Source organism: Microvirga sp. 2MCAF38 (assembly GCF_052115485.1).
Classification (GTDB): Bacteria; Pseudomonadota; Alphaproteobacteria; order Rhizobiales; family Beijerinckiaceae; genus Microvirga.
The window spans coordinates 137,548-161,365 of sequence record NZ_JBFRGU010000005.1; the positions used below are offsets into that span (position 1 = coordinate 137,548).

22 protein-coding genes are annotated in these 23,818 nt (G+C 61.9%); 16 read left to right on the forward strand and 6 right to left on the reverse strand.

Annotated features, from left to right (window positions below; translation table 11 throughout):
• Nucleotides 1-31 precede the first annotated feature (31 nt).
• The 6 genes from AB4072_RS12260 to pnp all read left to right on the forward strand — a co-directional run bounded on the left by AB4072_RS12260 (nt 32) and on the right by pnp (nt 8,346).
• Nucleotides 32-790, forward strand: a complete 759-nt coding sequence (locus tag AB4072_RS12260; RefSeq protein WP_441968215.1) for an RNA-binding protein — start codon at nt 32-34, stop codon at nt 788-790.
• The gene (gene infB / locus AB4072_RS12265) at nt 783-3,722 is read left to right on the forward strand and encodes a translation initiation factor IF-2 (protein WP_441968216.1); all 2,940 of its coding nucleotides are present in this window, start codon (nt 783-785) and stop codon (nt 3,720-3,722) included. Before AB4072_RS12260 ends, infB begins: the two co-directional genes overlap by 8 nt.
• A gap of 108 nt (nt 3,723-3,830) precedes the next feature.
• Nucleotides 3,831-4,253 carry a 30S ribosome-binding factor RbfA gene (gene rbfA, locus AB4072_RS12270; protein ID WP_441968217.1) on the forward strand — a complete coding sequence of 141 codons (423 nt, stop codon included), beginning with the start codon at nt 3,831-3,833 and terminating at the stop codon, nt 4,251-4,253.
• A gap of 5 nt (nt 4,254-4,258) precedes the next feature.
• Nucleotides 4,259-5,179 (forward strand): tRNA pseudouridine(55) synthase TruB, encoded by a 921-nt coding sequence (truB, locus tag AB4072_RS12275; protein WP_441968218.1) that lies wholly within the window; start codon nt 4,259-4,261, stop codon nt 5,177-5,179.
• Nucleotides 5,180-5,464: 285 nt separating this feature from the next.
• Nucleotides 5,465-5,734 (forward strand): 30S ribosomal protein S15, encoded by a 270-nt coding sequence (gene rpsO, locus AB4072_RS12280; RefSeq protein ID WP_441968219.1) that lies wholly within the window; start codon nt 5,465-5,467, stop codon nt 5,732-5,734.
• A gap of 449 nt (nt 5,735-6,183) precedes the next feature.
• Entirely contained in the window at nt 6,184-8,346 is a 2,163-nt protein-coding gene (gene pnp, locus AB4072_RS12285) for a polyribonucleotide nucleotidyltransferase (protein WP_441968220.1), read from the forward strand.
• 195 nt (nt 8,347-8,541) lie between these two features.
• On the opposite strand, the gene AB4072_RS12290 is transcribed toward pnp, so the two are convergent.
• Nucleotides 8,542-10,458 (reverse strand): hypothetical protein, encoded by a 1,917-nt coding sequence (locus tag AB4072_RS12290; protein ID WP_441968221.1) that lies wholly within the window; start codon nt 10,456-10,458, stop codon nt 8,542-8,544.
• 148 nt (nt 10,459-10,606) lie between these two features.
• On the opposite strand from AB4072_RS12290, the gene AB4072_RS12295 reads away from it, so the two are divergent.
• The 3 genes from AB4072_RS12295 (at nt 10,607) to AB4072_RS12305 (ending at nt 13,720) form a co-directional block, all read left to right on the forward strand.
• Nucleotides 10,607-11,218 (forward strand): pyridoxamine 5'-phosphate oxidase family protein, encoded by a 612-nt coding sequence (locus tag AB4072_RS12295; protein WP_441968222.1) that lies wholly within the window; start codon nt 10,607-10,609, stop codon nt 11,216-11,218.
• A gap of 65 nt (nt 11,219-11,283) precedes the next feature.
• The gene (locus tag AB4072_RS12300) at nt 11,284-11,634 is read left to right on the forward strand and encodes a RidA family protein (protein ID WP_441968223.1); all 351 of its coding nucleotides are present in this window, start codon (nt 11,284-11,286) and stop codon (nt 11,632-11,634) included.
• A 268-nt stretch (nt 11,635-11,902) separates the two neighbouring features.
• Nucleotides 11,903-13,720 (forward strand): M10 family metallopeptidase, encoded by a 1,818-nt coding sequence (locus tag AB4072_RS12305; RefSeq protein WP_441968224.1) that lies wholly within the window; start codon nt 11,903-11,905, stop codon nt 13,718-13,720.
• A gap of 157 nt (nt 13,721-13,877) precedes the next feature.
• Here AB4072_RS12305 and AB4072_RS12310 read toward each other — a convergent pair whose 3' ends face one another.
• From AB4072_RS12310 to hslV, 5 genes are all read right to left on the reverse strand, one after another.
• Nucleotides 13,878-14,429 carry a BA14K family protein gene (locus tag AB4072_RS12310; protein ID WP_441968225.1) on the reverse strand — a complete coding sequence of 184 codons (552 nt, stop codon included), beginning with the start codon at nt 14,427-14,429 and terminating at the stop codon, nt 13,878-13,880.
• Nucleotides 14,430-14,642: 213 nt separating this feature from the next.
• Nucleotides 14,643-15,239: a BA14K family protein gene (locus AB4072_RS12315; protein ID WP_441968226.1), complete on the reverse strand. Its 597-nt coding sequence runs from the start codon at nt 15,237-15,239 to the stop codon at nt 14,643-14,645.
• 352 nt (nt 15,240-15,591) lie between these two features.
• Nucleotides 15,592-16,902: an ATP-dependent protease ATPase subunit HslU gene (gene hslU / locus AB4072_RS12320; protein ID WP_441968227.1), complete on the reverse strand. Its 1,311-nt coding sequence runs from the start codon at nt 16,900-16,902 to the stop codon at nt 15,592-15,594.
• A complete protein-coding gene (locus AB4072_RS12325; RefSeq protein ID WP_441968228.1) occupies nt 16,899-17,969 on the reverse strand; it encodes a hypothetical protein in 1,071 nt (356 codons plus the stop codon). Before AB4072_RS12325 ends, hslU begins: the two co-directional genes overlap by 4 nt.
• Entirely contained in the window at nt 17,966-18,493 is a 528-nt protein-coding gene (gene hslV / locus AB4072_RS12330; RefSeq protein WP_441968571.1) for an ATP-dependent protease subunit HslV, read from the reverse strand. The genes AB4072_RS12325 and hslV overlap by 4 nt, the downstream gene beginning before the upstream one ends.
• A gap of 194 nt (nt 18,494-18,687) precedes the next feature.
• Here hslV and hisB point away from each other — a divergent pair, with 194 nt between their 5' ends.
• From hisB to coaA, 7 genes are all read left to right on the forward strand, one after another.
• The gene (gene hisB, locus AB4072_RS12335; RefSeq protein WP_441968229.1) at nt 18,688-19,275 is read left to right on the forward strand and encodes an imidazoleglycerol-phosphate dehydratase HisB; all 588 of its coding nucleotides are present in this window, start codon (nt 18,688-18,690) and stop codon (nt 19,273-19,275) included.
• A 115-nt stretch (nt 19,276-19,390) separates the two neighbouring features.
• A complete protein-coding gene (locus AB4072_RS12340) occupies nt 19,391-19,882 on the forward strand; it encodes a DUF2628 domain-containing protein (protein ID WP_441968230.1) in 492 nt (163 codons plus the stop codon).
• Nucleotides 19,879-20,529, forward strand: a complete 651-nt coding sequence (hisH, locus tag AB4072_RS12345; RefSeq protein WP_441968231.1) for an imidazole glycerol phosphate synthase subunit HisH — start codon at nt 19,879-19,881, stop codon at nt 20,527-20,529. The genes AB4072_RS12340 and hisH overlap by 4 nt, the downstream gene beginning before the upstream one ends.
• Nucleotides 20,517-21,269, forward strand: a complete 753-nt coding sequence (hisA, locus tag AB4072_RS12350) for a 1-(5-phosphoribosyl)-5-[(5-phosphoribosylamino)methylideneamino]imidazole-4-carboxamide isomerase (protein WP_441968232.1) — start codon at nt 20,517-20,519, stop codon at nt 21,267-21,269. The genes hisH and hisA overlap by 13 nt, the downstream gene beginning before the upstream one ends.
• Nucleotides 21,269-22,054 (forward strand): imidazole glycerol phosphate synthase subunit HisF, encoded by a 786-nt coding sequence (hisF, locus tag AB4072_RS12355; RefSeq protein WP_441968233.1) that lies wholly within the window; start codon nt 21,269-21,271, stop codon nt 22,052-22,054. Before hisA ends, hisF begins: the two co-directional genes overlap by 1 nt.
• 220 nt (nt 22,055-22,274) lie before the next feature.
• Nucleotides 22,275-22,595: a phosphoribosyl-ATP diphosphatase gene (locus AB4072_RS12360; RefSeq protein WP_441968234.1), complete on the forward strand. Its 321-nt coding sequence runs from the start codon at nt 22,275-22,277 to the stop codon at nt 22,593-22,595.
• 108 nt (nt 22,596-22,703) lie between these two features.
• Nucleotides 22,704-23,681 (forward strand): type I pantothenate kinase, encoded by a 978-nt coding sequence (gene coaA / locus AB4072_RS12365; protein ID WP_441968235.1) that lies wholly within the window; start codon nt 22,704-22,706, stop codon nt 23,679-23,681.
• Nucleotides 23,682-23,818 lie beyond the last annotated feature (137 nt).

Sequence of the window (23,818 nt, forward strand, 5' to 3'; positions counted from 1 at the left end):
AACGGAACCGGTCCAACGATCATGACCATACATGCAACCAGCTCTGGAACGGGTGTGCCGGCAATCGCCGGCAACGCTCCGCTCTGACGGCGATGACGAGGCGAGGATATCACCCGTGCCGCGGCATGAACCGGAGCGCACCTGCATCGTTACCCGCGAGGTCCGGCATTCGTCGGACCTGATCCGGTTCGTCCTCGGACCGGAGGGCCAGGTCGTGGCCGATCTGCGGCATAAACTGCCGGGACGCGGCGTCTGGGTGAGCGCGCACGCCGAACAGGTGCAGGAGGCGGTCAAGCGCCGCCTTTTCGCGCGCGCCTTCAAAACCGAGGCCACGACTTCGCCGACGCTCGCCGAAGATATCGATCAAGTGTTGCGGCAGGATTTGCGTCAGAGCTTGTCGTTGGCCAATAAGGCCGGTAATGTGATCACCGGCTTCACGAAGATCGAATCAGCTATCGTCGAAAAGCCGCTCGTTGCCCTTATTCATGCCGCAGAAGCGGCGGAAGACGGGCGGCGCAAGCTGGCAAACCAGTTGCGAAAGCGCCTCGGCGAGGCAATATCAAGCTTTCCGGTCGTCCAAGAGCTGTCTAATGATGAATTGGATTTGGCATTAGGCCGGTCAGGTGTGATACATGCTGCCCTCGTCGCGGGTGCTGGGAGCGACGGCTTTCTGAACCGCTGGCTTCGTTACCGCTCTTATCGCGGCACCGAAGCTACTCAAGCCGACCCCTCCGAGGGGCCCGGCGCACACACGATATTGGAAGCCTCAGGATCTGAGCTGAATGAGTGATACGAAGAATCCAGGCGACAAGACGCTGCACGTGGCGCCCAAAACGCTGTCGTTGAAGCGACCTGTCGAACAGGGCACGGTGCGACAGAGCTTCTCTCATGGCCGCTCGAAGGCGGTGGTGGTCGAGACTGTGAAGCGCCGCCCTGTGACTGCGGGAGCGCCGGTGCGGGACGAGAAGCCTGCACCTCAGGCGCAGCAACCTGCTGCGTCGGCCCCCAGTCCGAAGCCTGCGCCGCAAGGTCAACGCCCGCAACGGTCCGGTTCGTCCTCGAACGCGCCTCGCTCGGGTGTGGTTCTGCGGACTCTGTCCGATCAGGAACGGGATGCCCGCGCCCTCGCGCTGGCGGATGCCCGTCGTCGCGAAGAGGAAGACCGTCATCGTCAGGCGGACGAGGCTCAGCGTCGTGTCGAACGGGAAGCTTCGGAAGCCCGCGAACGCGAGGCCGCCGAGACCCGCAAGCGCGAGGAAGACGATCGCCGCCGCCACGAAGAAGAACACAAGCGCCGCGCCGAAGATGAAGCCCGCCGCCGTCTCGGCGAACAGGCCGCTCCACAGGCCGCGCGCCCCGCAAGCGATGCCGCCCCGGCTCCCCGCCAGGGCGAGCGCGAGCGTCCTCATGGAGACCGTCCTCATGGGGATCGCTCTCATGGCGACCGTCCGCGCGGCGAGCGTTCCTTCGGGGATCGTCCGCAAGGCGAACGCTCTTACGGCGACCGTCCCCGTGGTCCGCGTCCCGCCGGCGCCGCTGGACCGGGCCAAGGCCCGCGCAGCAGCAGCGGCAGCGGTTTCGGTGGCCCGCGCCCGACGACCGATGGCCGTCGTCCGCCGAGCCTGAACCATATGGCGCGTCCGGCTCCGATTCCGGCCGCTCCTGATCCGACCACAGCCAAGCCCAACACCCGCACTGCACCGCCCGTCGCCACACGCTCCGTCGTGATCGATGACGAGGACGGTCCGCGCACAATTCGCCGTCCCGGCTCTCCCGCGAAGCCCGTCATTCCGGCGAAGACCCCCAAGGCGGCTCCCGGCGAAGAGAAGCGTCGCGGTCGCCTGACATTGTCCACGGCAACCTCCGGCGAAGACGAGCGCACGCGCTCCGTGGCTTCGTTCCGCCGCCGCATGCAGCGTCTCACCGGCCACCGCCAGGTGGAGCAGAAGGAAAAGATCGCCCGCGAGGTGATCATTCCGGAGACGATCACGATCCAGGAACTTGCCAACCGCATGTCGGAACGCGGCGTGGACGTGATCAAGCTGCTCATGAAGCAGGGCCAGATGCACAAGATCACCGACGTGATCGATGCGGATACCGCCCAGCTGATCGCGGAAGAACTCGGCCACACCGTCAAGCGCGTCGCGGAATCCGACGTCGAAGAGGGTCTGTTCGACACTCCCGACGTGGATGAGAACCTCACATCCCGCCCGCCCGTCGTGACTATCATGGGTCACGTCGACCACGGCAAGACCTCGCTGCTCGACGCCATTCGCAAGACCAACGTGGTCTCCGGCGAAGCAGGCGGCATCACACAGCATATCGGCGCCTATCAGGTGACTTCGCCGCTCGGCGGCAAAATCACCTTCATCGACACGCCGGGCCACGCGGCCTTCACCGCCATGCGCGCCCGCGGTGCCAAGGTGACGGATATCGTCGTGCTGGTCGTGGCCGCCGATGACGGCGTCATGCCGCAGACGATCGAGGCGATCACCCACGCTCAGGCGGCCGGTGTTCCCCTGATCGTCGCGATCAACAAGGTCGACAAGCCCGACGCCAACCCGCAGCGCGTACGCACCGAATTGCTGCAGCACTCCATCGTCGTGGAGTCGCTGGGCGGCGAAACCCTCGAATTCGAGGTGTCGGCCAAGACCGGCCAGGGTCTCGACATCCTGCTCGAAGGCCTCACGCTGCAATCGGAAATTCTTGATCTCAAGGTCAATCCGGAGCGTTCAGCCGAAGGTACTGTCATCGAGGCGAAGCTCGATCGCGGTCGCGGTCCGGTGGCCACGGTTCTCGTTCAGCGCGGCACGCTCCACACGGGCGACATTGTCGTCGCCGGTGCCGAATGGGGCCGCGTGCGTGCGCTCATCAACGATCTCGGCGGCAACGTGAAGGAGGCTGGTCCCTCCGTCCCGGTCGAGGTTCTGGGCTTCAACGGCACACCGGAGGCGGGCGACCGCGTCGCGGTGGTGGAATCGGAAGCCCGCGCCCGCGAGGTCACCGAGTACCGCACCCGCCAGAAGCGCGAACGTCAGGCGGCTCGCATGGGCTCGGCCGGACGTACGCTCGCCGACATGATGCGCGATCTCAAGGCCGGAGCCGGCCGCAAGGAATTCCCGCTCGTGGTTCGTGCGGACGTGCAAGGCTCGGCGGAAGCCATCGTCGGCGCGCTCGAGAAGGTCGGTAACGACGAAGTCGCGGCCCGTATCATCCAGGCCGGTGTCGGCGGTATCTCCGAATCCGACATCACGTTGGCTGAGGCTTCAGGCGCGATCGTCCTCGGCTTCAACGTGCGCGCCCACAAGGAAGCGCGCGAAGCAGCCGAACGGGCCGGCATCGAGATCCGCTACTACAACATCATCTACGATCTCGTGGATGACGTGAAAGCAGCCATGTCGGGCCTTCTCGCTCCGACGCTCCGCGAGGAGCGGCTCGGCGAGGCGCAGATCCTCGAAGTGTTCAACGTGTCCAAGGTCGGCAAGATCGCCGGTTGCCGCGTCCTCGACGGCGTCGTGCAGCGTGGCGCTCATGTCCGCCTCATCCGCGACAACGTGGTCATCCACGAAGGCAAGCTGTCTCAGCTCAAGCGCTTCAAGGACGATGCACGCGAAGTCACGGCGGGTCAGGAATGCGGTATGTCCTTCGAGAACTACCAGGACATGCGCGTCGGCGACCTCATCGAGTGCTATCGCGTGGAAGAGGTGAAGCGGACGCTCTAAGCCCCGCTTCCCAGACGCGAACCAAGATCATCGTGAAGAGGCTTCATGCCCGGGCTCAGGCTCGGGCATGAAGTCGTTTTTCCCCGGTCCAATCCCGGAGGCTGAAAAATGGCTAAACGTTTCGAACAAAATACCGGCCCCTCGCAGCGCCAGCAGCGCGTGGCCGAGCTTGTGCGTCACGCACTCGCCGAAATTCTCGCACGCGGGGATTTGCAGGATGAGGTGCTGGGCAAACACGTCATCACGATTCCGGAAGTGCGCATGTCGCCGGATCTCAAGCTCGCGACAGCCTACGTCATGCCGCTCGGCGGCAAGGACGAGGCGGCGGTGGTCAAGGCGCTCGAGCAGAACAAGAAGCTTCTGCGCCAGGAAGTCGCGCGCCGGGTGAATCTGAAGTTCGCCCCCGAACTGCGTTTCCGTCGTGACGAGACGTTTGACGAGGCCTCGCGCATCGATGCGCTGCTACGCACGGAAAAGGTCGTGCGCGATACGGCGAAGCCCGCCGCCTCCGACGACGATAACGACGAGTAAGATCCATGAGCGAAGACAAGCCGCAGCGGCGTCAGCAGAGCGACCGCCCGAAGAAGCGCGACATCAACGGCTGGATCGTTCTCGACAAGGGCGTCGGTATGACCTCGACCCACGCGGTCGCGGCGGTCAAGCGCGCGCTCTGCGCCAAGAAGGCGGGCCATGCGGGCACGCTCGATCCGCTGGCATCAGGCATTCTGCCCATCGCGCTCGGCGAGGCGACGAAGACCGTGCCCTTCATCATGGACGGGCGTAAATCCTACGTGTTTACCGTTGCCTGGGGGGCGGAGACCAACACCGACGATTCTGAAGGCGAGATTGTCGAACGCACGGATAAGCTGCCGGAGGCCTCGGACGTCGAGGCCCTGCTGCCGCGCTTCATCGGTTCCATCCAGCAAGTCCCGCCACGCTTTTCCGCCATCAAGATCCAGGGCGAGCGCGCCTATGATCTCGCCCGTGACGGCGAGGTCGTGGAATTGCAGGCGCGCACCGTCGAAATCGACCGCCTCGCTCTCATTCACCACGACGGCAACCGCAGCATTCTCGAAGCCGATTGCGGCAAGGGCACCTATGTGCGCGCCATCGCGCGCGATCTCGGCCGCGCCATCGGTTGCCTCGGCCACATCGCCGCTCTCCGGCGCACCCGCGTCGGGCCGTTCACGGAAGAGGATGCTTTTCTCGTCGACGAGGTCGCCACCGAACCGGCGGCGCTTCGCCCCGTCGAGACCGCTCTCAGCGACCTGCCCTCCGTCGCGGTGAGCCGCGACATGGCCGCCCGTCTCATGCGCGGCCAGTCGATCATTTTGCGCGGCCGCGACGCACCGATTTCCGGCAAGATCTACGCCACATGCAACGGCATCCTCGTCGCCGTGGGCGACGTGGAGCAGGGCGAACTGGTGCCGCACCGGGTGTTCAACCTCGGGGCGTGAGGTCAGGCACGACCTCTTTTCCGTCCCCCTTGTGGGGAGGAGAGCAGGGTGGGGCCAACTGGCTCACCTGCGCATCCTCCTGCTTTGCTTCGGAAAAACGAATTCTCTAGCGCTCGCAGTGTTTTCGTGTATGGTGCGCGCACTTTCGGCGGGCTTTTGCCTGCCGGATGCGTCATGAGACCCGACCGCGCTGGACGACATCCCGGCCCGGCCGCCTCTGACGGCAACGGCCCGAACCTTGAAAAGCGGGTCATCTCTTAAAATATCAACCTGAAAGGACATGCGATGTCGATTACGGCTGAGCGCAAGACCGCGCTTGTGAAGGAATTTGCTCAGAAGGCTGGCGACACCGGTTCTCCGGAAGTCCAGATCGCCATTCTGACCGAGCGGATCAACAACCTGACCGGCCACTTCAAGACCCACACGAAGGACAACCATTCCCGTCGCGGTCTTCTGAAGCTCGTCTCGCAGCGCCGCTCGCTCCTCGACTACGTGAAGAGGAAAGAAGAGAGCCGCTACAAGACCATCATCGAGAAGCTCGGCATCCGCCGCTAACTTCTGGATAAAGACTTCCGTCCGGAGCACGCCTCCGGACGGCTTCTAGAGTTTGATCGTTTCAGATTGAAAAAATCAAACTCTCGATTCTTTTGATGCCGCATGATCCGGGCGAACAACCGGATTCCACTTGTTCTGATCATGCCCTAGAGCATGATGAGACAAAGCGGATGCTGTCGTCGAAGGATCATGCGACGCATCGGGCCTGAGCCGGTATCACGGTCATGCCTGAAACAAAGGATGGAGCGAGTGCGAGGACACGGTCCGATCGTTTTCGCTCCGACGCCGAAGAGACGAAGTCCCGGCGTTTCAATGGAGGCGGACGACGCGATGACCATGGCAGGATCGCAAGCAGCTTCAAGGGTCGGGGTTCTTCGCCCCACCCAGGAGCTGCTTGCCGTCTTGCTCATGGCATCGAGGCCCCGCCCTGTCATGAAAGACAAAACCACATGTTCGATATTCAACGTGAAGAACTGATCTGGGGTGGGCGCAAGCTCACGCTCGAGACGGGCAAGATGGCCCGTCAGGCCGACGGCGCCGTCGTCGCTACCTACGGTGAGACCACCGTTCTCGCCACCGTCGTTTCGGCCAAGGAGCCGAAGGCCGGCATCGATTTCTTCCCGCTCACGGTGAACTACCAGGAGCGCACCTACGCCGCCGGACGCATTCCGGGTGGCTATTTCAAGCGCGAAGGTCGCCCGACCGAGAAGGAGACCTTGGTCTCCCGCCTCATCGACCGCCCGATCCGCCCGCTCTTCCTCGAAGGCTATAAGAACGACACCCAGGTCGTCGTGACCGTGCTCTCGCACGATCTCGAAAACGATCCGGACATCGTCGGCATGGTCGCGGCCTCTGCTGCGCTCACGATCTCCGGCGTGCCCTTCATGGGCCCCGTGGGCGCCGCCCGCGTCGCCTATATCGGCGGTCAGTACAAGCTGAACCCGCCGCTCCAGGAGATGGAAGAAACGTCGCTGGATCTCGTCGTCGCCGGCACGGCCGACGCGGTTCTGATGGTCGAGTCGGAAGCCAAGGAACTCGGCGAAGACGTGATGCTCGGCGCCGTGATGTTCGGCCACAAGCACTTCCAGCCGGTCATCGAGGCCATCATTCGGCTTGCCGAAAAGGCCGCCAAGGAGCCGCGCGACTACCAGCCGGCCGATGTCTCCGACGTGGAGAAGGCCGTTCTCGCCATCGCCGAGAAGCCCTTACGCGAAGCCTACAAGCTCACCAAGAAGCAGGACCGCTACATCGCCATCGACGCCGTCAAGGCGAAGGTGTTCGAAGCGCTCTGCCCGGCTGAAGGGGAAGCCAAGTTCGAGCCGGAGAAGGTCAAGGCTGTTTTCAAGGACGCTCAGGCCAAGGTCGTGCGCTGGAACATTCTGGACACCGGCTCCCGCATCGACGGCCGCGATCTCAAGACCGTGCGCTCGATCGTCTCGGAAGTCGGCGTTCTGCCCCGCACTCACGGTTCGGCCGTGTTCACCCGCGGTGAGACGCAGGCTCTCGTGGTTGCGACGCTCGGCACCGGCGAAGACGAGCAGTTCATCGACCAGCTCGAAGGCACCCGCAAGGAAACCTTCCTGCTGCACTACAACTTCCCGCCCTACTCGGTGGGTGAGACGGGCCGCATGGGTTCGCCCGGCCGCCGCGAAATCGGCCACGGCAAGCTCGCCTGGCGCGCCATCCACCCGATGCTGCCCCCGAGCCACGAGTTCCCCTACACGATCCGCGTCGTGTCGGAGATCACCGAGTCGAACGGCTCGTCCTCCATGGCTTCCGTCTGCGGCGGCTCGCTGGCGCTGATGGATGCGGGTGTTCCGCTCCGTCGTCCGGTGGCGGGCATCGCCATGGGCCTCATCCTCGAAGGTGAGCGCTTCGCGGTTCTCTCCGACATTCTCGGCGACGAGGATCACCTCGGCGACATGGACTTCAAGGTGGCCGGCACGGACCAGGGCATCACCTCGCTCCAGATGGACATCAAGATCGCCGGCATCACCGAGGAGATCATGAAGGTCGCTCTCGATCAGGCCAAGGACGGCCGCGCGCACATCTTGAACGAGATGAACAAGGCGCTCACCGCTCCGCGCGCCGAACTCGGCGAGCATGCTCCGCGCATCGAGACCATGCAGATCCCGGTCGACAAGATCCGCGAAGTCATCGGTTCGGGCGGCAAGGTCATCCGCGAGATCGTAGAGAAGACCGGCGCGAAGATCGACATCAACGACGACGGCCTCATCAAGATCGCATCCGCCGATGGCAAGTCGATCAAGGCGGCCTATAACTGGATCCGCTCCATCGTCGCCGAGCCCGAGATCAACACGATCTACGAGGGCACGGTCGTGAAGGTGATGGAATTCGGCGCGTTCGTGAACTTCTTCGGTTCGCGCGACGGCCTCGTCCACATCTCCGAGCTCGCCAAGAACCGCGTCAACAAGGTCACCGACGTGGTCAAGGAAGGCGAGAAGGTGAAGGTCAAGTTCCTCGGCATGGACGAGCGCGGCAAGGTCCGCCTCTCCATGAAGGTCGTCGACCAGGAAACCGGCGAAGACATCACCGAGAAGCTGAAGGCCGAACGCGAGGCCGAAAAGGCCAAGCAGGCCGCCGGCGAGTAAGGCGCGAGTCTCTACTCTTCACATCCATGAGAAGGCGCGGCGCGAGCCGCGCCTTTTTCGTATGAAAGCTCTGGCGGCAGTTTGGGACCCCGTTCCCCCATTTCTGAGGCGCGCCATCATAGCGGCATTCTATGGTGATCGAGCGGACGTGGATGGCCGCGCCGGTCGCGGCCATGACGGCGAAGACGCACGCGTTCAGATCACCAGGAAGTCACCGGCGTCGAAACCCTTGAGATTCTTCTTGAGAGTGGCGATGAGGATGGGCGCTTTTGCGCCGTTACCATCGGCATCGTAGAAGAGTTTGCCGGCTTTGCTGTCGTAGATCACGTAGTCGTTCTTGTCCTTCGCCGAGCCCTGTCCGTCGGTGCTGATGGTGAAGAACCCCTTGTTCAGCTTGCCCACCTTGCCAAGCTTCTTGAACACGGTGTGGTCCAGGGCAATCTTGTCGTTGCGGGGATCGAAATCCAAGATCTGGTCCACGTTGGTCTTCGCGTTGGGTTTCGTGTCGAAGACGAACACATCCTTGCCCGCCTCGCCCTTGAGGACATCTTTGCCGAGGCCTCCATTGAGCGTGTCGTCGCCGGCGCCGCCGTAAAGCTTGTCGTTGCCGCCGTTGCCGAACAGGTGGTCATCGCCACCGTTGCCCCACAGGACGTCGTTACCGAGCTTTCCGATCAGGACCTCGTCCGCCACGTCGCCGATGAGGGTGTCCGGTCCATCGGTCCCATCGTCCAACGGATCGTTGGCGACGTTGATCGTGATGGCACGCGACGCGCCGACACCGTCCTCGGAGTCTGTCGCCTTGATATGGACGGTGACAAATTTCTGCCCGGGGGCGAGCGCCTCGTAGTCGAGGCTGCGCCCCGGTGCGAGCTTGAGCCGGTTGCCTTCGATCACGAACAACCCGCCCGCGTTCCCGCCACCTGCAGCCGACGCGTCGAAGGAGAAGGTCAGGCTCGAAGCGGGCGTCAAGTCGTCGGTCGCGGATAAAAGACTGGAGAAGGCGGTCTTCTCCATGACAGTGAGGCTTGCCGCAGAATCCAGTGTCACCGGACCCGGCGCCTCGTTGTTGCTCCTGATCACGGTCACGTTCGAGGCGGACTCGCGACCGCCGGGATCCGACACCGTGATTTTGACCTGCAATGTCTCATCCAATCTCTCGAACAAATTGTAGTAGGTCAGCCCCCGGAGAAGGGTCTGCACCAGCTCCGGCGTGGCGGCGGTGTTCAGAGAGATGTACAATTGACCATTGCCTGCTGCTGCGTCGAGGCTTCCGATCTTCGTCCCGTCGATGGAGATCAGGCTTCCGGCCCACAGGTCGTTGGAAAGGGTGATGGAACCGCCCGAGGTGTCGATGCCGATCGCATCACCGAAGACTTGCCGGCTTGTGACCTTAACGATGATCCGCGTTAAGCGCGTATCGTCGTCGGTCAGCCTCGCGGCTGCGCCGGTGTCGAGCCGAACAAAGATGGCCCCTAAGGGATAAATGACCCGGTCCCCGTCGAGATTGGCGACGACCGGCTCTGTGTTTGTTGTCGTCACTCCTCCGGCCGTGATCGTGTCGACGCCCCTGGCGTGGATCTGTGCGCGCTGCGTATCGGTCAGGCTTCCCCCGACCAGGATCAGGTGGTCCCCGCGGGAGTTAGAACCGTCCACCGCAAGTGCGGTATTCACATTATCGACGGTGATGGTCGCTCCATTGGTTAGGAGAGAGATTCTGCTGAAGCCCGAGACGGTCTTGCCGGCCAGGTTGATAGCCGTCCCGTAGATGAGGAGATCTTCATACACTCCCCCGTTGCCGTCGATGACCCGAACATTCTGAAGCTGGCTCGCATCGATGCTGATATAATCGAAAGCTGAGGATCCCTTAATGGTTTGGATCCCATTGAGCGTGACGTCCCTCAGATTGAAGTTTCCCCCGCCATTCAGTTGCAGGGTATCGTTCCCTTCGCCGCCGGTGAGGATGTCGCCCAGGTTCAAATCCGCTTCGGTGGCGGTGAAAATGTCGTCTCCCGCCGTTCCTGTGAGGACGTCGTCGCCCGCGGTCAGAGTCAGTGTGCTCGTTACGCCGACATTTTGCGGCAGGACGTTCGTCACGATGGGTCTGGTCATGTAAGGCCTTCGGGAAAACGGGAATCACTCAACGGGAATTTTCAAAAGATTATTATGTTATATTGATTCATCAAGTGAAAGCTACGCTTCGAATCCTTCCACCCCAATCGATTGATCGCACCATCGAACTAGTGTGAAATGCGCCGCCATGCATACGATCTCCACATTCTCCGATCTCGAAGCGCTCTACGGCGAGGTGGGCGAAGCCTCGATTGCCAAGGAAACCGACCGGGTCGTGCCGGTCTATCGCGCCTTCATCGAGGCTTCGCCTTTCGCAGCGCTCGCAACGCGCGGGCCGGAGGGACTGGATTGTTCGCCGCGGGGCGATGGGCCGGGCTTCATTCGCGTGCAAGACGAGAAGACGCTGCTTTTGCCCGACCGACGCGGCAACAACCGCATCGATTCATTGCGCAACATCGTGCGCGATCCGCAGGTCGGATTGCTGTTTCTCATTCCCGGTATCGGCGAGACGTTGCGTGTCAACGGACGGGCCGTGATTTCCGTCGAGCCAAGCCTGCTCGCGAGCTTTGCCATCGACGACAAGCCGCCCAAAACGATTCTCGTAATCACGGTTGATTCCGTGTTCTTCCAATGCTCGCGCGCCATCGTGCGCTCCGATTTGTGGAATCCGGACAAGCATGTGTCCCGCAACGCTGTGCCGAGCGCCGGGCAGATGCTGGCGGCGTTGAGCGAAAACCGGGTCGGCGGCGAGGCCTACGACAAGGCGTTGCCAGAGCGGGTGAAAACAACCCTCTACTGACGCCTTGACCTGAGACGAAAGCGAACCGACAAAGCAGGCCTCGTTTCTTAGTGAAGGATATTCCCATGACGATCCAGCGCATCAAGCCCGGCCCCCGCATGAGCGGCGCGGTCGTTCACGGCGACACGGTCTATCTCGCCGGCCAGGTTGCGGCCGACACCGCCGGCAAGAGCGTCGGCGAGCAGACGAAAGAGATCCTCTCGATCATCGACGGCCTTCTCGCCCAAGCCGGCACGGACAAGACCAAGATCCTGATGACCAACATCTGGCTGACCGATATGGCGACGTTCCAGGAGATGAATGCGGTGTGGGATGCTTGGGTCCCGCAAGGCCACACGCCTGCCCGCGCCACCGTCGAGGCGAAGCTCGCCGCGCCGCAGTTCAAGGTGGAAATCGCCGTCATCGCGGCAAAGTAAGACTCCCGAGAATTCCAAGATTCCCGAGAATTCCTGCGAGTCGCCGGGGTCGTTTGGCCTCGGCCCTCTCATAACGGGTCGATGCCGCAGAACACCCCATGTGCCGGTCACCTACCGAAGAAAGGGGCGCTGCGCATCGCATTTGGCTCGTTCGGCAAGCTTGCTGTAGCGCAAAGGCTCGATTCATGCATAACTACGCCTAGATAATGTAACGATATATACTATCCAAATATGGAGGTTTGCGATGGGTGGGCTTAACAACGGGAGCATGACCTCGCGGTTGATACCGCTTTCGAACGACCCATCGATCGACGGCCTTCTCTCAGGCGTGGCTTGGGGCGGGAACACCTTGATCTTCAGCTTCCCGACCAGCGCAAGCGTCTATGATTCCGATGGCAATATCGCCAACGGGATCACCTATGGAAACGAAACAAATAGCTTCCAAGAAGCCAATATCGATCAGAAAAATACCTTGAGCTACGCTCTCGGGCTCATTGAGACCTATACGAATCTTAGCTTCTTGGCTCCGAACGAAACCACCACGTTCAGCGGGGCGATCCGATTCGCCCTCACGACCTCCTGGAGTACGGCCGCAGGATATTATCCAGAGGGATTTTTTGCCAGCGGCGACATCTGGATGAATTCGGGTCAGATCAACCCCACTTACCAGACCCCGGCTCCGGGGAACTGGGGGTTCGCGACCATCCTGCACGAGGTCGGGCATACAATGGGGCTGAAGCATGGGCACGACCAGCGTGCCTACGGCAGTTCTCCTCTCAACCCAGGACCTCTCCCCGCCGGGCAGAACAACTGGAACTACTCCCTCATGACGTACAGCAGCTATGAGGGGGCGGCAACAAATCCGGTCCAGGGCAATACGGGAAGCGACAACCCACAGACCTACATGCAGGACGATATCGCGGCTCTGCAACATATGTACGGCGCCAATTTCGATTACATGAACGGTCCCACGCTCTACCAATGGGACACGGACGGGAATGTCTTCGTCAACGGGAACCAGTGGCTTATCACGGGCGTGAACGCCAAAGTCTTCATGACGCTTTGGGACGGCGGCGGAGAGGACACCATCGACCTGTTCAACTTCCAGACAGACGTGACCCTCGATCTCAGGCCAGGAGCATTCTCGACCTTCAACACGGCTCAGCGGGCCGATCTCGACAAGTCTGTGACCAGCAATATCCCCGCGTTGGGCAATTTCGCGCTCGCGCGCCTCTACCAAAACGATCCCCGGTCGCTGATCGAAAACGGCTACGGTGGCAAAGGAAACGACAAGATAACGGGCAACGCCGCGGCCAACATCCTGGTCGGCTACACCGGCAACGACACCCTGGAGGGTGGCGCCAACAATGATCTTCTCGACGGCATGGAGGGAACAGACATAGCGGTCTTCTCGGGCGCCTTCGGGAACTACCGCATTGTCACGAACGCGGACGGCACCGTCACGGTGACGGATGGGCGACAGAACGCCGATGGCCAGGATATCCTGAAGGACATCCAGCTTCTGCAATTCAGCGACCGAACCGTGAGCCTGCCGCTCACGACAACTCCGACGACACCCACGACACCGGTACCGACCTCTCCCATTCTGCGAGGGACGGCCGGTGCCGACAGCTTTTCCGGAACCGACATCGACGAGCAGATATTCGGCTACAACGGCAAGGACACGCTGTCGGGCGGCCTCGGCAACGACTCTCTCTTCGGCGGTGCCGGTAATGACCTGCTGACCGGTGGAGGGGGGCGCGATGGCTTTATCTTCGATACGCGGCTTGCAAAAACGAATGTCGACAGGATTGTCGATTTCAAGGCCAAGGAAGATCGCATCCTGATCGATGACAAATTCTTCAAGGGAGTGGGCAAGGGATCGCTGTCGAAACCGGTCAAGCTCTCCAAGGATAAATTCTATGTCGGTTCGGAGGCCAAGGATGCAAACGATCGCATCGTCTACAACAAGGCCAAAGGCTTCCTGTCCTACGATCCCGACGGAAATGGCGACCAGGCCGCTATCAAGTTCGCCGTCGTGAAAGCCAAGATGTCACTGAGCGCCGCGGACATCTGGATCATTTAAGCAATGAGGCGGTAGTGGCGTCCATAACAAACTTACGCATGGGGAAACTCCTCCAATTGGAGGGCGTGAGTCCTTCCGGAGTGTATGGGCGACGAGCGTAGCCGAAAGACAAGACGGGCTTTTTAAGCCCGTCTCACCCTCCTGAAGAAAAAGATTGTCACGGGCAGGGATGCTGCCGGCCGTCATAACCGGTATAGGTTCCGGTCGCGGGATTGTAGGATCTGAAGCGCTGCGCGCAGTAATTCGAGCCTGCGGGCACCACGCTTCCGGTCACGACGGGTTGCGACGCGATCGCGCCCGCGGCAAGGCCCGCCGCCGCCGCTCCGCCATAGCCGTAGTACCCCCCGTAACGAGGATAGTACCCCCCATAGTATCTACCGTAAGGCCGGTAATAGGCGCCGCGATAATAGGGGCGGCCATAGGCATAGCGTCCGCCATAGACACCCCGGCGATAGGCGACGTGGCGATAGCCTCCGCCATAGCCAACCCTGCGATAGGCGTGGCGATAACCACCATAACCACCCCGTACGCCGCCCACCCGCCTATAGGCGGTGTAGCGCGTGACCAGTTGATCCTGCTGGATGAGTTGCTGAAGGTTCGTCGATGGAGCCGCCCCAAGAGGGGTGGTTTGAGCCGAAGCTGGACTGGCGACGAGCCAGGCCGTTGCGAGCACGGCGGTGGCCAGAACAGCGAAAATGCGTTTACGCATGGGACCGATCCTTCCTGATGTCGCTTCATGGCGAACGGCCCGCCGGAACGAGCGTTCCCGTAGAGCATGATCAGAACAACTGGAAACCGGTTGTTCGCCCCGATCATGCGGCAATAAGAAATCGAGAGCGTGGTCGTTTCAAAGAGACACGATCACGCTCTCGCCTAGAAAGGCCGATGGGCCCCGAAGGGCCCATCGCTCATGTGGTCTTGGTCAGAAGCAGAGATGTTGCTGACCGTCCGGACCCCAGAAGGTGTCCGAGGTTGAATCGTAGGTGGGGAACCTGCGCGAGCAATAGGAAATCCAGGTCTGGCCCGACCATTGCGGGAAGCCGCCACCGCCGCCGCTAAAGAAGCCCGGCGAGAGCCCGATGCTGCCCGTCGACGTGGGCTCGATCCCGGTGTTCAGATAGCCCAAACCCCGAGGATATCCGTATTCATAGCCGACCTGGTTCATCGGGCTGTAGTATTGCCTCCAGCTCTGCTGCGCTGGCCCGCGGACGATGCTGCCCGTCGACGTCACGTCATACCCGGGGGACCGATACCGCGACGCATAATAGGCTGGATACCGGTAGCGCCAGGAGCTCGCGCCGGCGACCCGCCGGATGGGCGCTACGGCGTAATATCTCCGCGTGCTCACCACGTAGGTTCGCCCGTGGCGCATCGCCACGCGCCTGTGAGTGACCACGTGAGTCGGACGCATCGCGACGCGATGCACGGTGCGATGGGTGCGTACGTGCCGAACCGTGTATTGCGTGTAGGTGGCGTTTTTCGCGTTTTGCAGGATCGCCGTCAGATCATCCGACGACAAAGGTTTCGCCTCAAGTGAGGCAGATGCAGCTAGTAAAGATACGCTACCGATCGCCGCTGCCGCCAAGGTTGTAAGGATGGCTTTGCGCATGAGAATTCTCCTAGACTGTACGGGAGAGGTAATTCTCCTAGGCTGTACTCGATAGGTAATGTCTCCACGGGAGCGCAGTTCCGTTTAATGACTTTGCCAATTATCATATCTTCGTCATCGAGCGCGCAATTTGACCGACGAGAACCGTAGCATTAAGTCATATCTGTCCCAGAATCTTCAATGCTTTCATTTTTGTGCTGTTATTCTCAGACGAAGACTGAGTTCTTACAACGCACTGCGTCCTTATGACCTGAAGATTAGCTTAGAGAATAAATCGGCTAAGGTCTGTATTCTTAGCTAAGCTTTCCACTTGGTCGCGCACATAAGCCGCATCGATCGTCACGCTGTCGCCCGAGCGGTCGGGTGCGGTGAAGGAGATATCGTCGAGCACGCGCTCGAGCACCGTCTGCAGGCGGCGCGCGCCGATATTCTCGACGGAATCGTTCACCTCGACGGCGACCTTCGCCAAAGCGTCGATGGAATCGTCGGTGAAAACCAGTTCGACGCCTTCCGTGCGCATGAGCGCGACAGATTGCTTGACGAGGCTCGCCTCGGTCTCGGTGAGGATGCGTTTGAAGTCCTCGACCGTGAGCGGCGACAGTTCCACGCGGATCGGCAGCCGGCCCTGCAATTCGGGCAGGAGATCCGACGGCTTCGAGACGTGAAACGCGCCCGAGGCGATGAACAGAATGTGATCGGTCTTCACCGAACCATGCTTGGTGGAAACGGTCGTGCCCTCGATGAGGGGTAGAAGATCGCGCTGCACGCCTTCGCGAGAGACATCCGCACCGGAACGGCCCTCGCGGGCGCAAATCTTGTCGATTTCGTCGAGGAAAACGATGCCGTTGTTCTCCACCTGCCGGATCGCCTCCTGCACGATGGCGTCCTGATCCAGGAGCTTGTCGGATTCCTCCGTCACGAGCGGCTCGTAGGCTTCCTTCACGGTCGTGCGCCGCGCCTTCGCGCGCCCGCCGAAGGCCTTGCCGAACATGTCGTTCAGGTTGATCGCACCGACGGATGCGCCCGGCATGCCGGGGATCTCGAACATCGGCATCCCTTGCGGGCCGCTCGACTGCACCTCGATCTCGATTTCCTTGTCGTCGAGTTCGTTGTCGCGCAGCTTGCGGCGGAAGCTTTCACGCGTCGGAGCACTCGCGGTGGTGCCGACCAGCGCATCGAGCACGCGCTCTTCCGCCGCGAGATGCGCCTTCGCCTGCACCTGTTTACGACGCTCGTCGCGTACGAGGCCGATGCCGATCTCCACGAGATCGCGCACGATCTGCTCCACGTCGCGGCCGACGTAACCCACTTCCGTGAACTTCGTCGCTTCGATCTTGATGAAGGGCGCATTGGCGAGCCGCGCGAGACGGCGCGAAATCTCCGTCTTGCCGCAACCCGTCGGCCCGATCATCAGGATGTTCTTCGGCGCCACTTCCTCCCGCAACGATCCATCGAGCTGCTGGCGCCGCCAGCGATTGCGCAAGGCAATCGCGACGGCCCGCTTCGCATCGTGCTGACCGACGATGTAGCGGTCGAGTTCGGAGACGATTTCGCGGGGGGAGAATGTGGTCATGAGCTCGTCAGAGGATGAGGAAGATTGCGGGCGATTTGAGGCGGAAGGAGCTTGAGAAACGCTGCGCGCACAGGACGCCACCCGGCCGAGAGCAGGAGTACGAAGGTGCCGAGGACGAGAAGGGTCAGCGGTATCGTCGAGCCCTCCGATCCGACATTCCTGATGAGCGTGGAGAACGCGAAGCCAGCGTAAAAAAGTCCCGACACCAGAATCGCGCGGCGATCGATGACAACGGCGGCGACGCCGATCAGAATGAAGAGCGTGAGGATCGCAACGGCGCTCACGATCGACGAATGACCACTTGCCGCGATGCCGCCGATCAGCGCGTGAACGATGAGCGGAGCCGCCAGCATATGAAGCCAGAAGGCGATGTCCGTGCGTCGGGTTTCCCGCTGCGGATCGGAAAGATCAAACCGCATTGCCAGAGCGAAGGTGACGAGTCCCAGTCCGCCGATGACGATCCTCAGATAGATCGCGGGAATTTCCGGAAACAGCGTGAAGACAAGACCGACCAGGGCCGCCACCAACGCCGCCGTACCGGCGGCAATCGTAATCGGGACCCGGAATCGCAGATAGTGAAGCCCGACCATCGCCACGGTGATCGCGAAGGCGAGCGTCACAAGACCCGATGAATGGGAGGCGACACCGAAAAGGTCGAGGAAGCCCGCCCTCTGAGGCTCGCTCTCCGTCAAAGCGAGAAGGCGATCCGCCGTCCTGAACACCGCGAAAGCATAGGTGCATAGGAGCACGATGCTGGGGAGCGCCATGCGGCGGCGGCGCGTGAAGAATTCAGCGAGCAGCCACGCCGCAATCGCGACCACGGCCCACATTCCCGCCGGACCGGCTGTTTGGCTCGCCAGATAGCTGAGCGCGCCCAGAAAAAGGCCGAGCCCGAGCGTCACGAAAATATCGCTGAAGCCGGTGATGAACCGCAGCTTTTCGTCATCCTCCGATTCCGGAATGACCGTCGCGGCGATCTCCCGCGCCAGGGCCCGCAGATCTCCGGCCTGCTGGTCTGAGAGGATTCCCCTGGAGATTCCTGCTTCCAGGACGTCTTCGCTAATCATGTGTCGAGGCTTTCTATAACAATATTGCTATTGGTATAGACGCAGATCTCGGCCGCGATGGAAAGGGAGCGACGCACGATGGCTTCCGCATCCTTGTCGCTGTCGGCGAGAGCGCGGGCGGCGGCGAGTGCGTAGTTGCCGCCCGAGCCGATGGCCATGATGCCACCTTCGGGCTCAAGCACGTCGCCCGAACCTGAGAGAAGCAGGCCGACCTCCTTGTCGGCGACGAGCATCATCGCTTCGAGCCGGCGTAAATAGCGATCCGTGCGCCAATCCTTCGTCAGCTCCACGCAGGCGCGGGTGAGCTGACCGGGATATTGTTCGAGCTTCGCCTCGAGCCGTTCGAACAAGGTGAACGCATCCGCCGTCGCGCCGGCAAAGCCGCCGATCACACCGCCCTTGGCGAGGCGGCGCACTTTGCGCGCATTGCCCTTCACGATGGTCTGGCCGAGGCTCACCTGCCCGTCGCCGCCGATGACGACCCGGTCACCTTTTCGCACCATCAGGATCGTCGTCGCGTGCATGAGGGGCGATGCATTGTCTGACACGGGGGAGCTCCGGCGGAGGGGGGAGGGCAAGGGAAAGGGATGGCGGGGAGATTCGAGCCTCTTTAACCCCGTCACTTAATCATCGGCCGCTCAAAAGCAACGCGGGTAGCGTTTCTTCGCGCGCCGTTATAGAACGCCCTCGTCTCACCCCGCTACGCAAGGATGAAAGTATGCGCGCCGCGAGCGTCAGCCGTCGCACCGCCGAGACCGATGTCGCCGTGTCGATTGCCCTTGATGGCACCGGCAAGGCCGAGATCGCGACCGGGGTCGGTTTCCTGGACCACATGCTCGAATTGTTCGCGAGACATGGTCTGTTCGACCTGACCGTGAAGGTGACGGGCGATTTGCACGTGGACCAGCACCATACGACGGAAGACGCCGGCATTGCGCTCGGACAGGCGATCCTGAAGGCGCTTGGCGATAAAAAAGGCATTCTGCGCTACGCCGACATCCACATGCCCATGGACGAGACCCTGACCCGGATCGCCGTCGACATCTCGGGCCGCCCGTTCCTCGTGTTCCGTACGACCTTCCCGACGGAGAAGATCGGCATGTTCGACACGGAGCTGGTGCGCGAGTTCTTCCAGGCCTTCGCCATGAATTCCGGCCTCACGCTCCATGTGGAAACCCTCTACGGCGACAACAGCCATCATATCGCGGAGAGCTGTTTCAAGGGTCTGGCACGGGCCTTGCGTCAGGCCGTGTCGGTGGACCCAAGAGAGGGGGGACGCGTTCCCTCCACGAAGGGCACGCTCTAGATTCCCGATTCCGGTTCTTTCAATGCCGGACCAGGATCTTGAGTTCTTGTCATGGTGCGTGATCTTCCGGCGAACCGGTAATCGCCAGGATCATGCTTCTGGGAGCGGGACGACCATGAAAACCTACACCTTGCACCTGCCGCGCGATGCGCGGCCAGGTGATGCAACCGATTTGGACAAAGCCCAGGTCGTGAAAGACGGCTTCTCCTGGGCAGCCTTCTTCTTCATGTTCCTCTGGTTTTTCTATCATCGGCTCTGGCTCGCGGGCATCGGCGTGTTTCTCGCCGTCGGCGCGCTCGACCTCGCCATGAATGCGCTGAACGTCCATCCGGTTTCCGTGACCCTCACGCACGTTCTTGTCGCCACCCTGATCGGGTTGGAGGCGAACAGCCTGAGACGCTGGACGCTCGCGCGGCGCGGCCTGCCCGTCGTCGACGTCGTGAGCGCCGGCAATCGGGACGAGGCGGAGACCAAGTTTTTCGTGCGTTGGCTGCAACGGACGGCGACGGACCAGCGGCCAGCACCTGCCGTTCCCCCGACGACAACGCCGAACCGCAGGATCGACCCTGTGATCGGCCTTTTTCCTGATGCGGAGCGTCCCCTGTGAGCGTCGCCATCGTCGATTACGGTTCCGGAAATCTGCACTCCGCCGCGAAAGCCTTTGAACGCGCGGCGCGGGAGGCGGGACTTTCCGACACCATCACCGTGACCTCGGACCCGGACGTGGTCGCCAAGGCCGACCGCATCGTGCTGCCGGGCGTCGGCGCGTTCGCCGATTGCCGTCGCGGCCTCCATGCGGTTCCCGGCATGGTCGACGCGCTCAATCGCACCGTGCGCGAACGGGGTCACCCGTTCCTCGGCATCTGCGTCGGCATGCAGCTCATGGCGACGCGAGGCCTCGAGCACGTGACTTCTCAAGGTCTCGACTGGATTCCGGGCGACGTCAAAGCCATCGTGCCGGATGATTCCGCGTTGAAGATTCCGCATATGGGCTGGAACACCCTCGAGGTGCGCCACGCGCATCCTCTGCTCGACGGTATCGAGACCGGCCCTACCGGTCTGCATGCCTATTTCGTGCATTCCTATGCCCTGCAGGCCACCGACTCGCGCGATATCGTCGCCACCACGTCCTATGGCGGAGCGGTGACGGCGATGGTCGGGCGCGACAACATCGTCGGCACGCAATTTCACCCCGAAAAAAGCCAGACCCTCGGTCTCAAGCTCATTGCCAATTTCCTGAGGTGGCGTCCGTGATTCTCTTTCCCGCCATCGATCTCAAAGAGGGCCGTTGCGTCCGCCTGATTCAGGGCGACATGGATCAGGCCACGATCTTCAACGACGATCCGTCGGCGCAAGCCGCCGCGTTCGAGGCACAAGGCTTCGAATGGCTGCATGTGGTCGATCTCGACGGCGCTTTCGCGGGCAAGCCCATGAACGCCGCCGCCGTCGAAGGCATTTTGAAACGCATCAAGATCCCGGTGCAGCTCGGGGGCGGCATCCGCGACATGAAGACCGTGGAAGGATGGCTCGCCAAGGGTGTCGCGCGCGTCATCATCGGCACGGCCGCCGTGCGCGATCCCGCCTTCGTGCGGGAGGCTGCGCGGCTCCATCCCGGCAAGATTGCGGTGGGCATCGACGCCAAGGACGGGCTTGTCGCCGTCGAAGGCTGGGCGCAGACCTCGACCCTGACGGCGGAAGAACTCGGCCGCCGTTTCGAGGATGCGGGCGTTGCCGCGATCATCTACACCGACATCGCCCGCGACGGCATTCTCAAGGGCCTCAACATCCCAATGACTCTGGCGCTGGCGAATTCGGTCTCGATTCCCGTGATCGCCTCGGGCGGCTTGGGCTCCATGGCCGACATCGAACGTCTCACGCAACCCGATTGCGCCATTCTCGGCGGCGCGATCTCGGGGCGCGCGCTCTATGACGGCCGCATCGATCCCGATCAGGCGTTGGCGCTGCTGAAAACCGTGCGGCGGGAGGCGGTCTGATGCTGAAAGTCCGTCTCATCCCCTGCCTCGACGTGAAGGACGGGCGCGTCGTCAAAGGCGTGCAATTCGTCGATCTCGTCGATGCGGGCGATCCGGTCGAAGCCGCGAAAGCCTATGATGCCGCAGGCGCGGACGAACTCTGCTTCCTCGACATCACCGCAAGCCATGAAGCGCGCGGCATCCTGCTCGATGCGGTGCGTCGCACGGCGGAAGCCTGCTTCATGCCGCTCACCGTCGGCGGAGGCGTGCGCACGGTCGAGGACATCCGCAAGCTTCTGCTCGCAGGCGCGGACAAAGTGTCGATCAATACCGCCGCCGTGAACAACCCCGATTTCGTACGCGAAGCCTCCGAAAAGTTCGGCGCGCAATGCATCGTCGTCGCCATCGACGCGAAGAAGGTGTCCAGCGAGGGTGAACAACCGCGCTGGGAAATTTTTATCCATGGCGGACGCACATCCACCGGCATCGATGCCATTGAATTTGCAAAGAAGGTGGCGGATCTCGGCGCGGGCGAATTGTTGGTCACGTCCATGGATCGCGACGGCACCAAGGGCGGCTATGATCTCGCGCTCGTGCGCGCCATCGCGGACGCGGTTTCAGTCCCCGTCATCGCTTCCGGCGGCGTCGGCAATCTCGACCATCTGGTCGAAGGCATCCGCGACGGCCACGCCAGCGCCGTGCTTGCCGCCTCGATCTTCCACTTCGGCACGTACACGATTGCCGAGGCGAAGGATTACATGGCGAAGGCGGGCTTGAAGATGCGGTTGGATAGCCCGCAACCTTAAGCCACGGTGTCGTTCCGGGCGAAACCGAGAGACAGAGCCTCACCCTGAGGAGGCCGTAGGCCGTCTCGAAGGGCGAGGCGTTTCCAGTGCGCACTGGAGCCTCCTTCGAGACGCGGCTTCGCCGCTCCTCAGGATGAGGGTGAGTGAATGGCCCTCTTTCGGAAAAGCTGGCTTTTCAAAGCTAAATTGCGCTATTGAGCCCCCAAACAAAGACAGAGCCATGACCTCTTTCACCCTTGCCGACCTCGCTGCCATCGTCGCCGAGCGCGCGAAAGCGCCCGTGACGGAATCCTACACGGCGAAACTTCTCGCGGATGGGCCTGCCAAGGCCGCGAAAAAGCTTGGCGAGGAGGCGGTGGAGGCCGTCATTGCGGCGGTGGCGCAGGATCGCGCCAATCTCACCGCCGAGGCGGCGGACGTGCTCTATCATCTCTTGGTCGTGTTGCAGGGCGCAAAAATTCCCTTAAGTGATGTGATGGCCGAACTGGAGCGCCGCACAGCGCAATCCGGATTGGCCGAAAAGGCCGCTCGCGGTCATTGAACGACGAGCGTCGCCAAGAGACGACGCAAAAGAGGAAACGCCAGAGCGAGACAGCGTCCCACCCTTCGGGAAGTCCTCGTTCGAACCAGAACAAGAAAGGCGTCTTCGATGGATCAGCGCGTCATGCCGCTATCGTCGTCCGATGAGGATAACCTCTCGCCCTATCGCATCTTCTCGCGAGACGAATGGGCGCAATTGCGCGCCGATGCACCGCTGACCCTCACTGCGGAAGAGGTGTTGCGCCTGCAATCCCTCAACGATCCGATCTCGCTCGACGAGGTCGCCGCGATCTACCTGCCGCTCTCGCGCCTCCTGTCGCTTTATGTCGCGGCAACGCAGGGGCTGTTCAAGGCAACGCAGCGCTTCCTCATGGCCGAGAACGACGTGAAAGTGCCCTACATCATCGGCGTCGCGGGTTCGGTGGCTGTCGGAAAATCCACCACCGCGCGCGTCCTGCAGGCGCTTCTCACCCGCTGGCCCAACACGCCGAAGGTCGATCTCGTCACCACCGACGGCTTTCTCCTGCCGAACGCGGAATTGTCCCGCCTCGGTTTGATGGAGCGCAAGGGCTTCCCCGAGAGCTACGATACCGGCGCGCTGCTGCGGTTTCTGGCGGACATCAAGGCGGGCAAGCGCAACGTGCGCGCGCCACTCTACTCGCATCTCGTCTACGACGTGGTGCCGGGCGAGGAAGTCGTCGTCGACCGTCCCGACATTCTCATCGTCGAAGGCCTCAACGTGCTCCAGCCCGCGCGCATGCCGCGCGACGGAACTGCGATCCCGTTCGTATCCGATTTCTTCGATTTTTCGGTCTATATCGACGCGGAGGAAGCCGATCTTCACCGCTGGTATGTGAACCGCTTCCTGCGCCTGCGCCACACGGCCTTCCGCAACCCACTCTCCTATTTCCGTCGCTATGCGGAAATCTCTGAGGATGAGGCGATCACCATCGCCGAGGGCCTGTGGAACCGGATCAACCTGTTGAACCTGCGCGAAAACATTATTCCCACACGCCAGCGCGCCAGCCTGATTTTGAAGAAGGGCGCGAGCCACCGAATCGAGACTGTGGCGTTGCGACGGCTTTGAAGCACGCGACGCTCACCTCTTCCAGGGCGAATACCGCCACCTCATCCTGAGGAGCGGCGAAGCCGCGTCTCGAAGGAGAGTCCAGTGCATGCTGGAGACGCCTCGCCCTTCGAGACGGGCCTTACGGCCCTCCTCAG

What these genes read in the sequence shown, in the direction of transcription:
- AB4072_RS12260 (WP_441968215.1), top strand. Translation starts at nt 32, where the DNA reads ATGCAACCAGCTCTGGAACGGGTGTGCCGGCAATCGCCGGCAACGCTC.
- infB (WP_441968216.1), top strand. Translation starts at nt 783, where the DNA reads ATGAGTGATACGAAGAATCCAGGCGACAAGACGCTGCACGTGGCGCCC.
- rbfA (WP_441968217.1), top strand. Translation starts at nt 3,831, where the DNA reads ATGGCTAAACGTTTCGAACAAAATACCGGCCCCTCGCAGCGCCAGCAG.
- truB (WP_441968218.1), top strand. Translation starts at nt 4,259, where the DNA reads ATGAGCGAAGACAAGCCGCAGCGGCGTCAGCAGAGCGACCGCCCGAAG.
- rpsO (WP_441968219.1), top strand. Translation starts at nt 5,465, where the DNA reads ATGTCGATTACGGCTGAGCGCAAGACCGCGCTTGTGAAGGAATTTGCT.
- pnp (WP_441968220.1), top strand. Translation starts at nt 6,184, where the DNA reads ATGTTCGATATTCAACGTGAAGAACTGATCTGGGGTGGGCGCAAGCTC.
- AB4072_RS12290 (WP_441968221.1), bottom strand. Translation starts at nt 10,458, where the DNA reads ATGACCAGACCCATCGTGACGAACGTCCTGCCGCAAAATGTCGGCGTA.
- AB4072_RS12295 (WP_441968222.1), top strand. Translation starts at nt 10,607, where the DNA reads ATGCATACGATCTCCACATTCTCCGATCTCGAAGCGCTCTACGGCGAG.
- AB4072_RS12300 (WP_441968223.1), top strand. Translation starts at nt 11,284, where the DNA reads ATGACGATCCAGCGCATCAAGCCCGGCCCCCGCATGAGCGGCGCGGTC.
- AB4072_RS12305 (WP_441968224.1), top strand. Translation starts at nt 11,903, where the DNA reads ATGACCTCGCGGTTGATACCGCTTTCGAACGACCCATCGATCGACGGC.
- AB4072_RS12310 (WP_441968225.1), bottom strand. Translation starts at nt 14,429, where the DNA reads ATGCGTAAACGCATTTTCGCTGTTCTGGCCACCGCCGTGCTCGCAACG.
- hslU (WP_441968227.1), bottom strand. Translation starts at nt 16,902, where the DNA reads ATGACCACATTCTCCCCCCGCGAAATCGTCTCCGAACTCGACCGCTAC.
- AB4072_RS12325 (WP_441968228.1), bottom strand. Translation starts at nt 17,969, where the DNA reads ATGATTAGCGAAGACGTCCTGGAAGCAGGAATCTCCAGGGGAATCCTC.
- hslV (WP_441968571.1), bottom strand. Translation starts at nt 18,493, where the DNA reads ATGCACGCGACGACGATCCTGATGGTGCGAAAAGGTGACCGGGTCGTC.
- hisB (WP_441968229.1), top strand. Translation starts at nt 18,688, where the DNA reads ATGCGCGCCGCGAGCGTCAGCCGTCGCACCGCCGAGACCGATGTCGCC.
- AB4072_RS12340 (WP_441968230.1), top strand. Translation starts at nt 19,391, where the DNA reads ATGAAAACCTACACCTTGCACCTGCCGCGCGATGCGCGGCCAGGTGAT.
- hisF (WP_441968233.1), top strand. Translation starts at nt 21,269, where the DNA reads ATGCTGAAAGTCCGTCTCATCCCCTGCCTCGACGTGAAGGACGGGCGC.
- AB4072_RS12360 (WP_441968234.1), top strand. Translation starts at nt 22,275, where the DNA reads ATGACCTCTTTCACCCTTGCCGACCTCGCTGCCATCGTCGCCGAGCGC.
- coaA (WP_441968235.1), top strand. Translation starts at nt 22,704, where the DNA reads ATGGATCAGCGCGTCATGCCGCTATCGTCGTCCGATGAGGATAACCTC.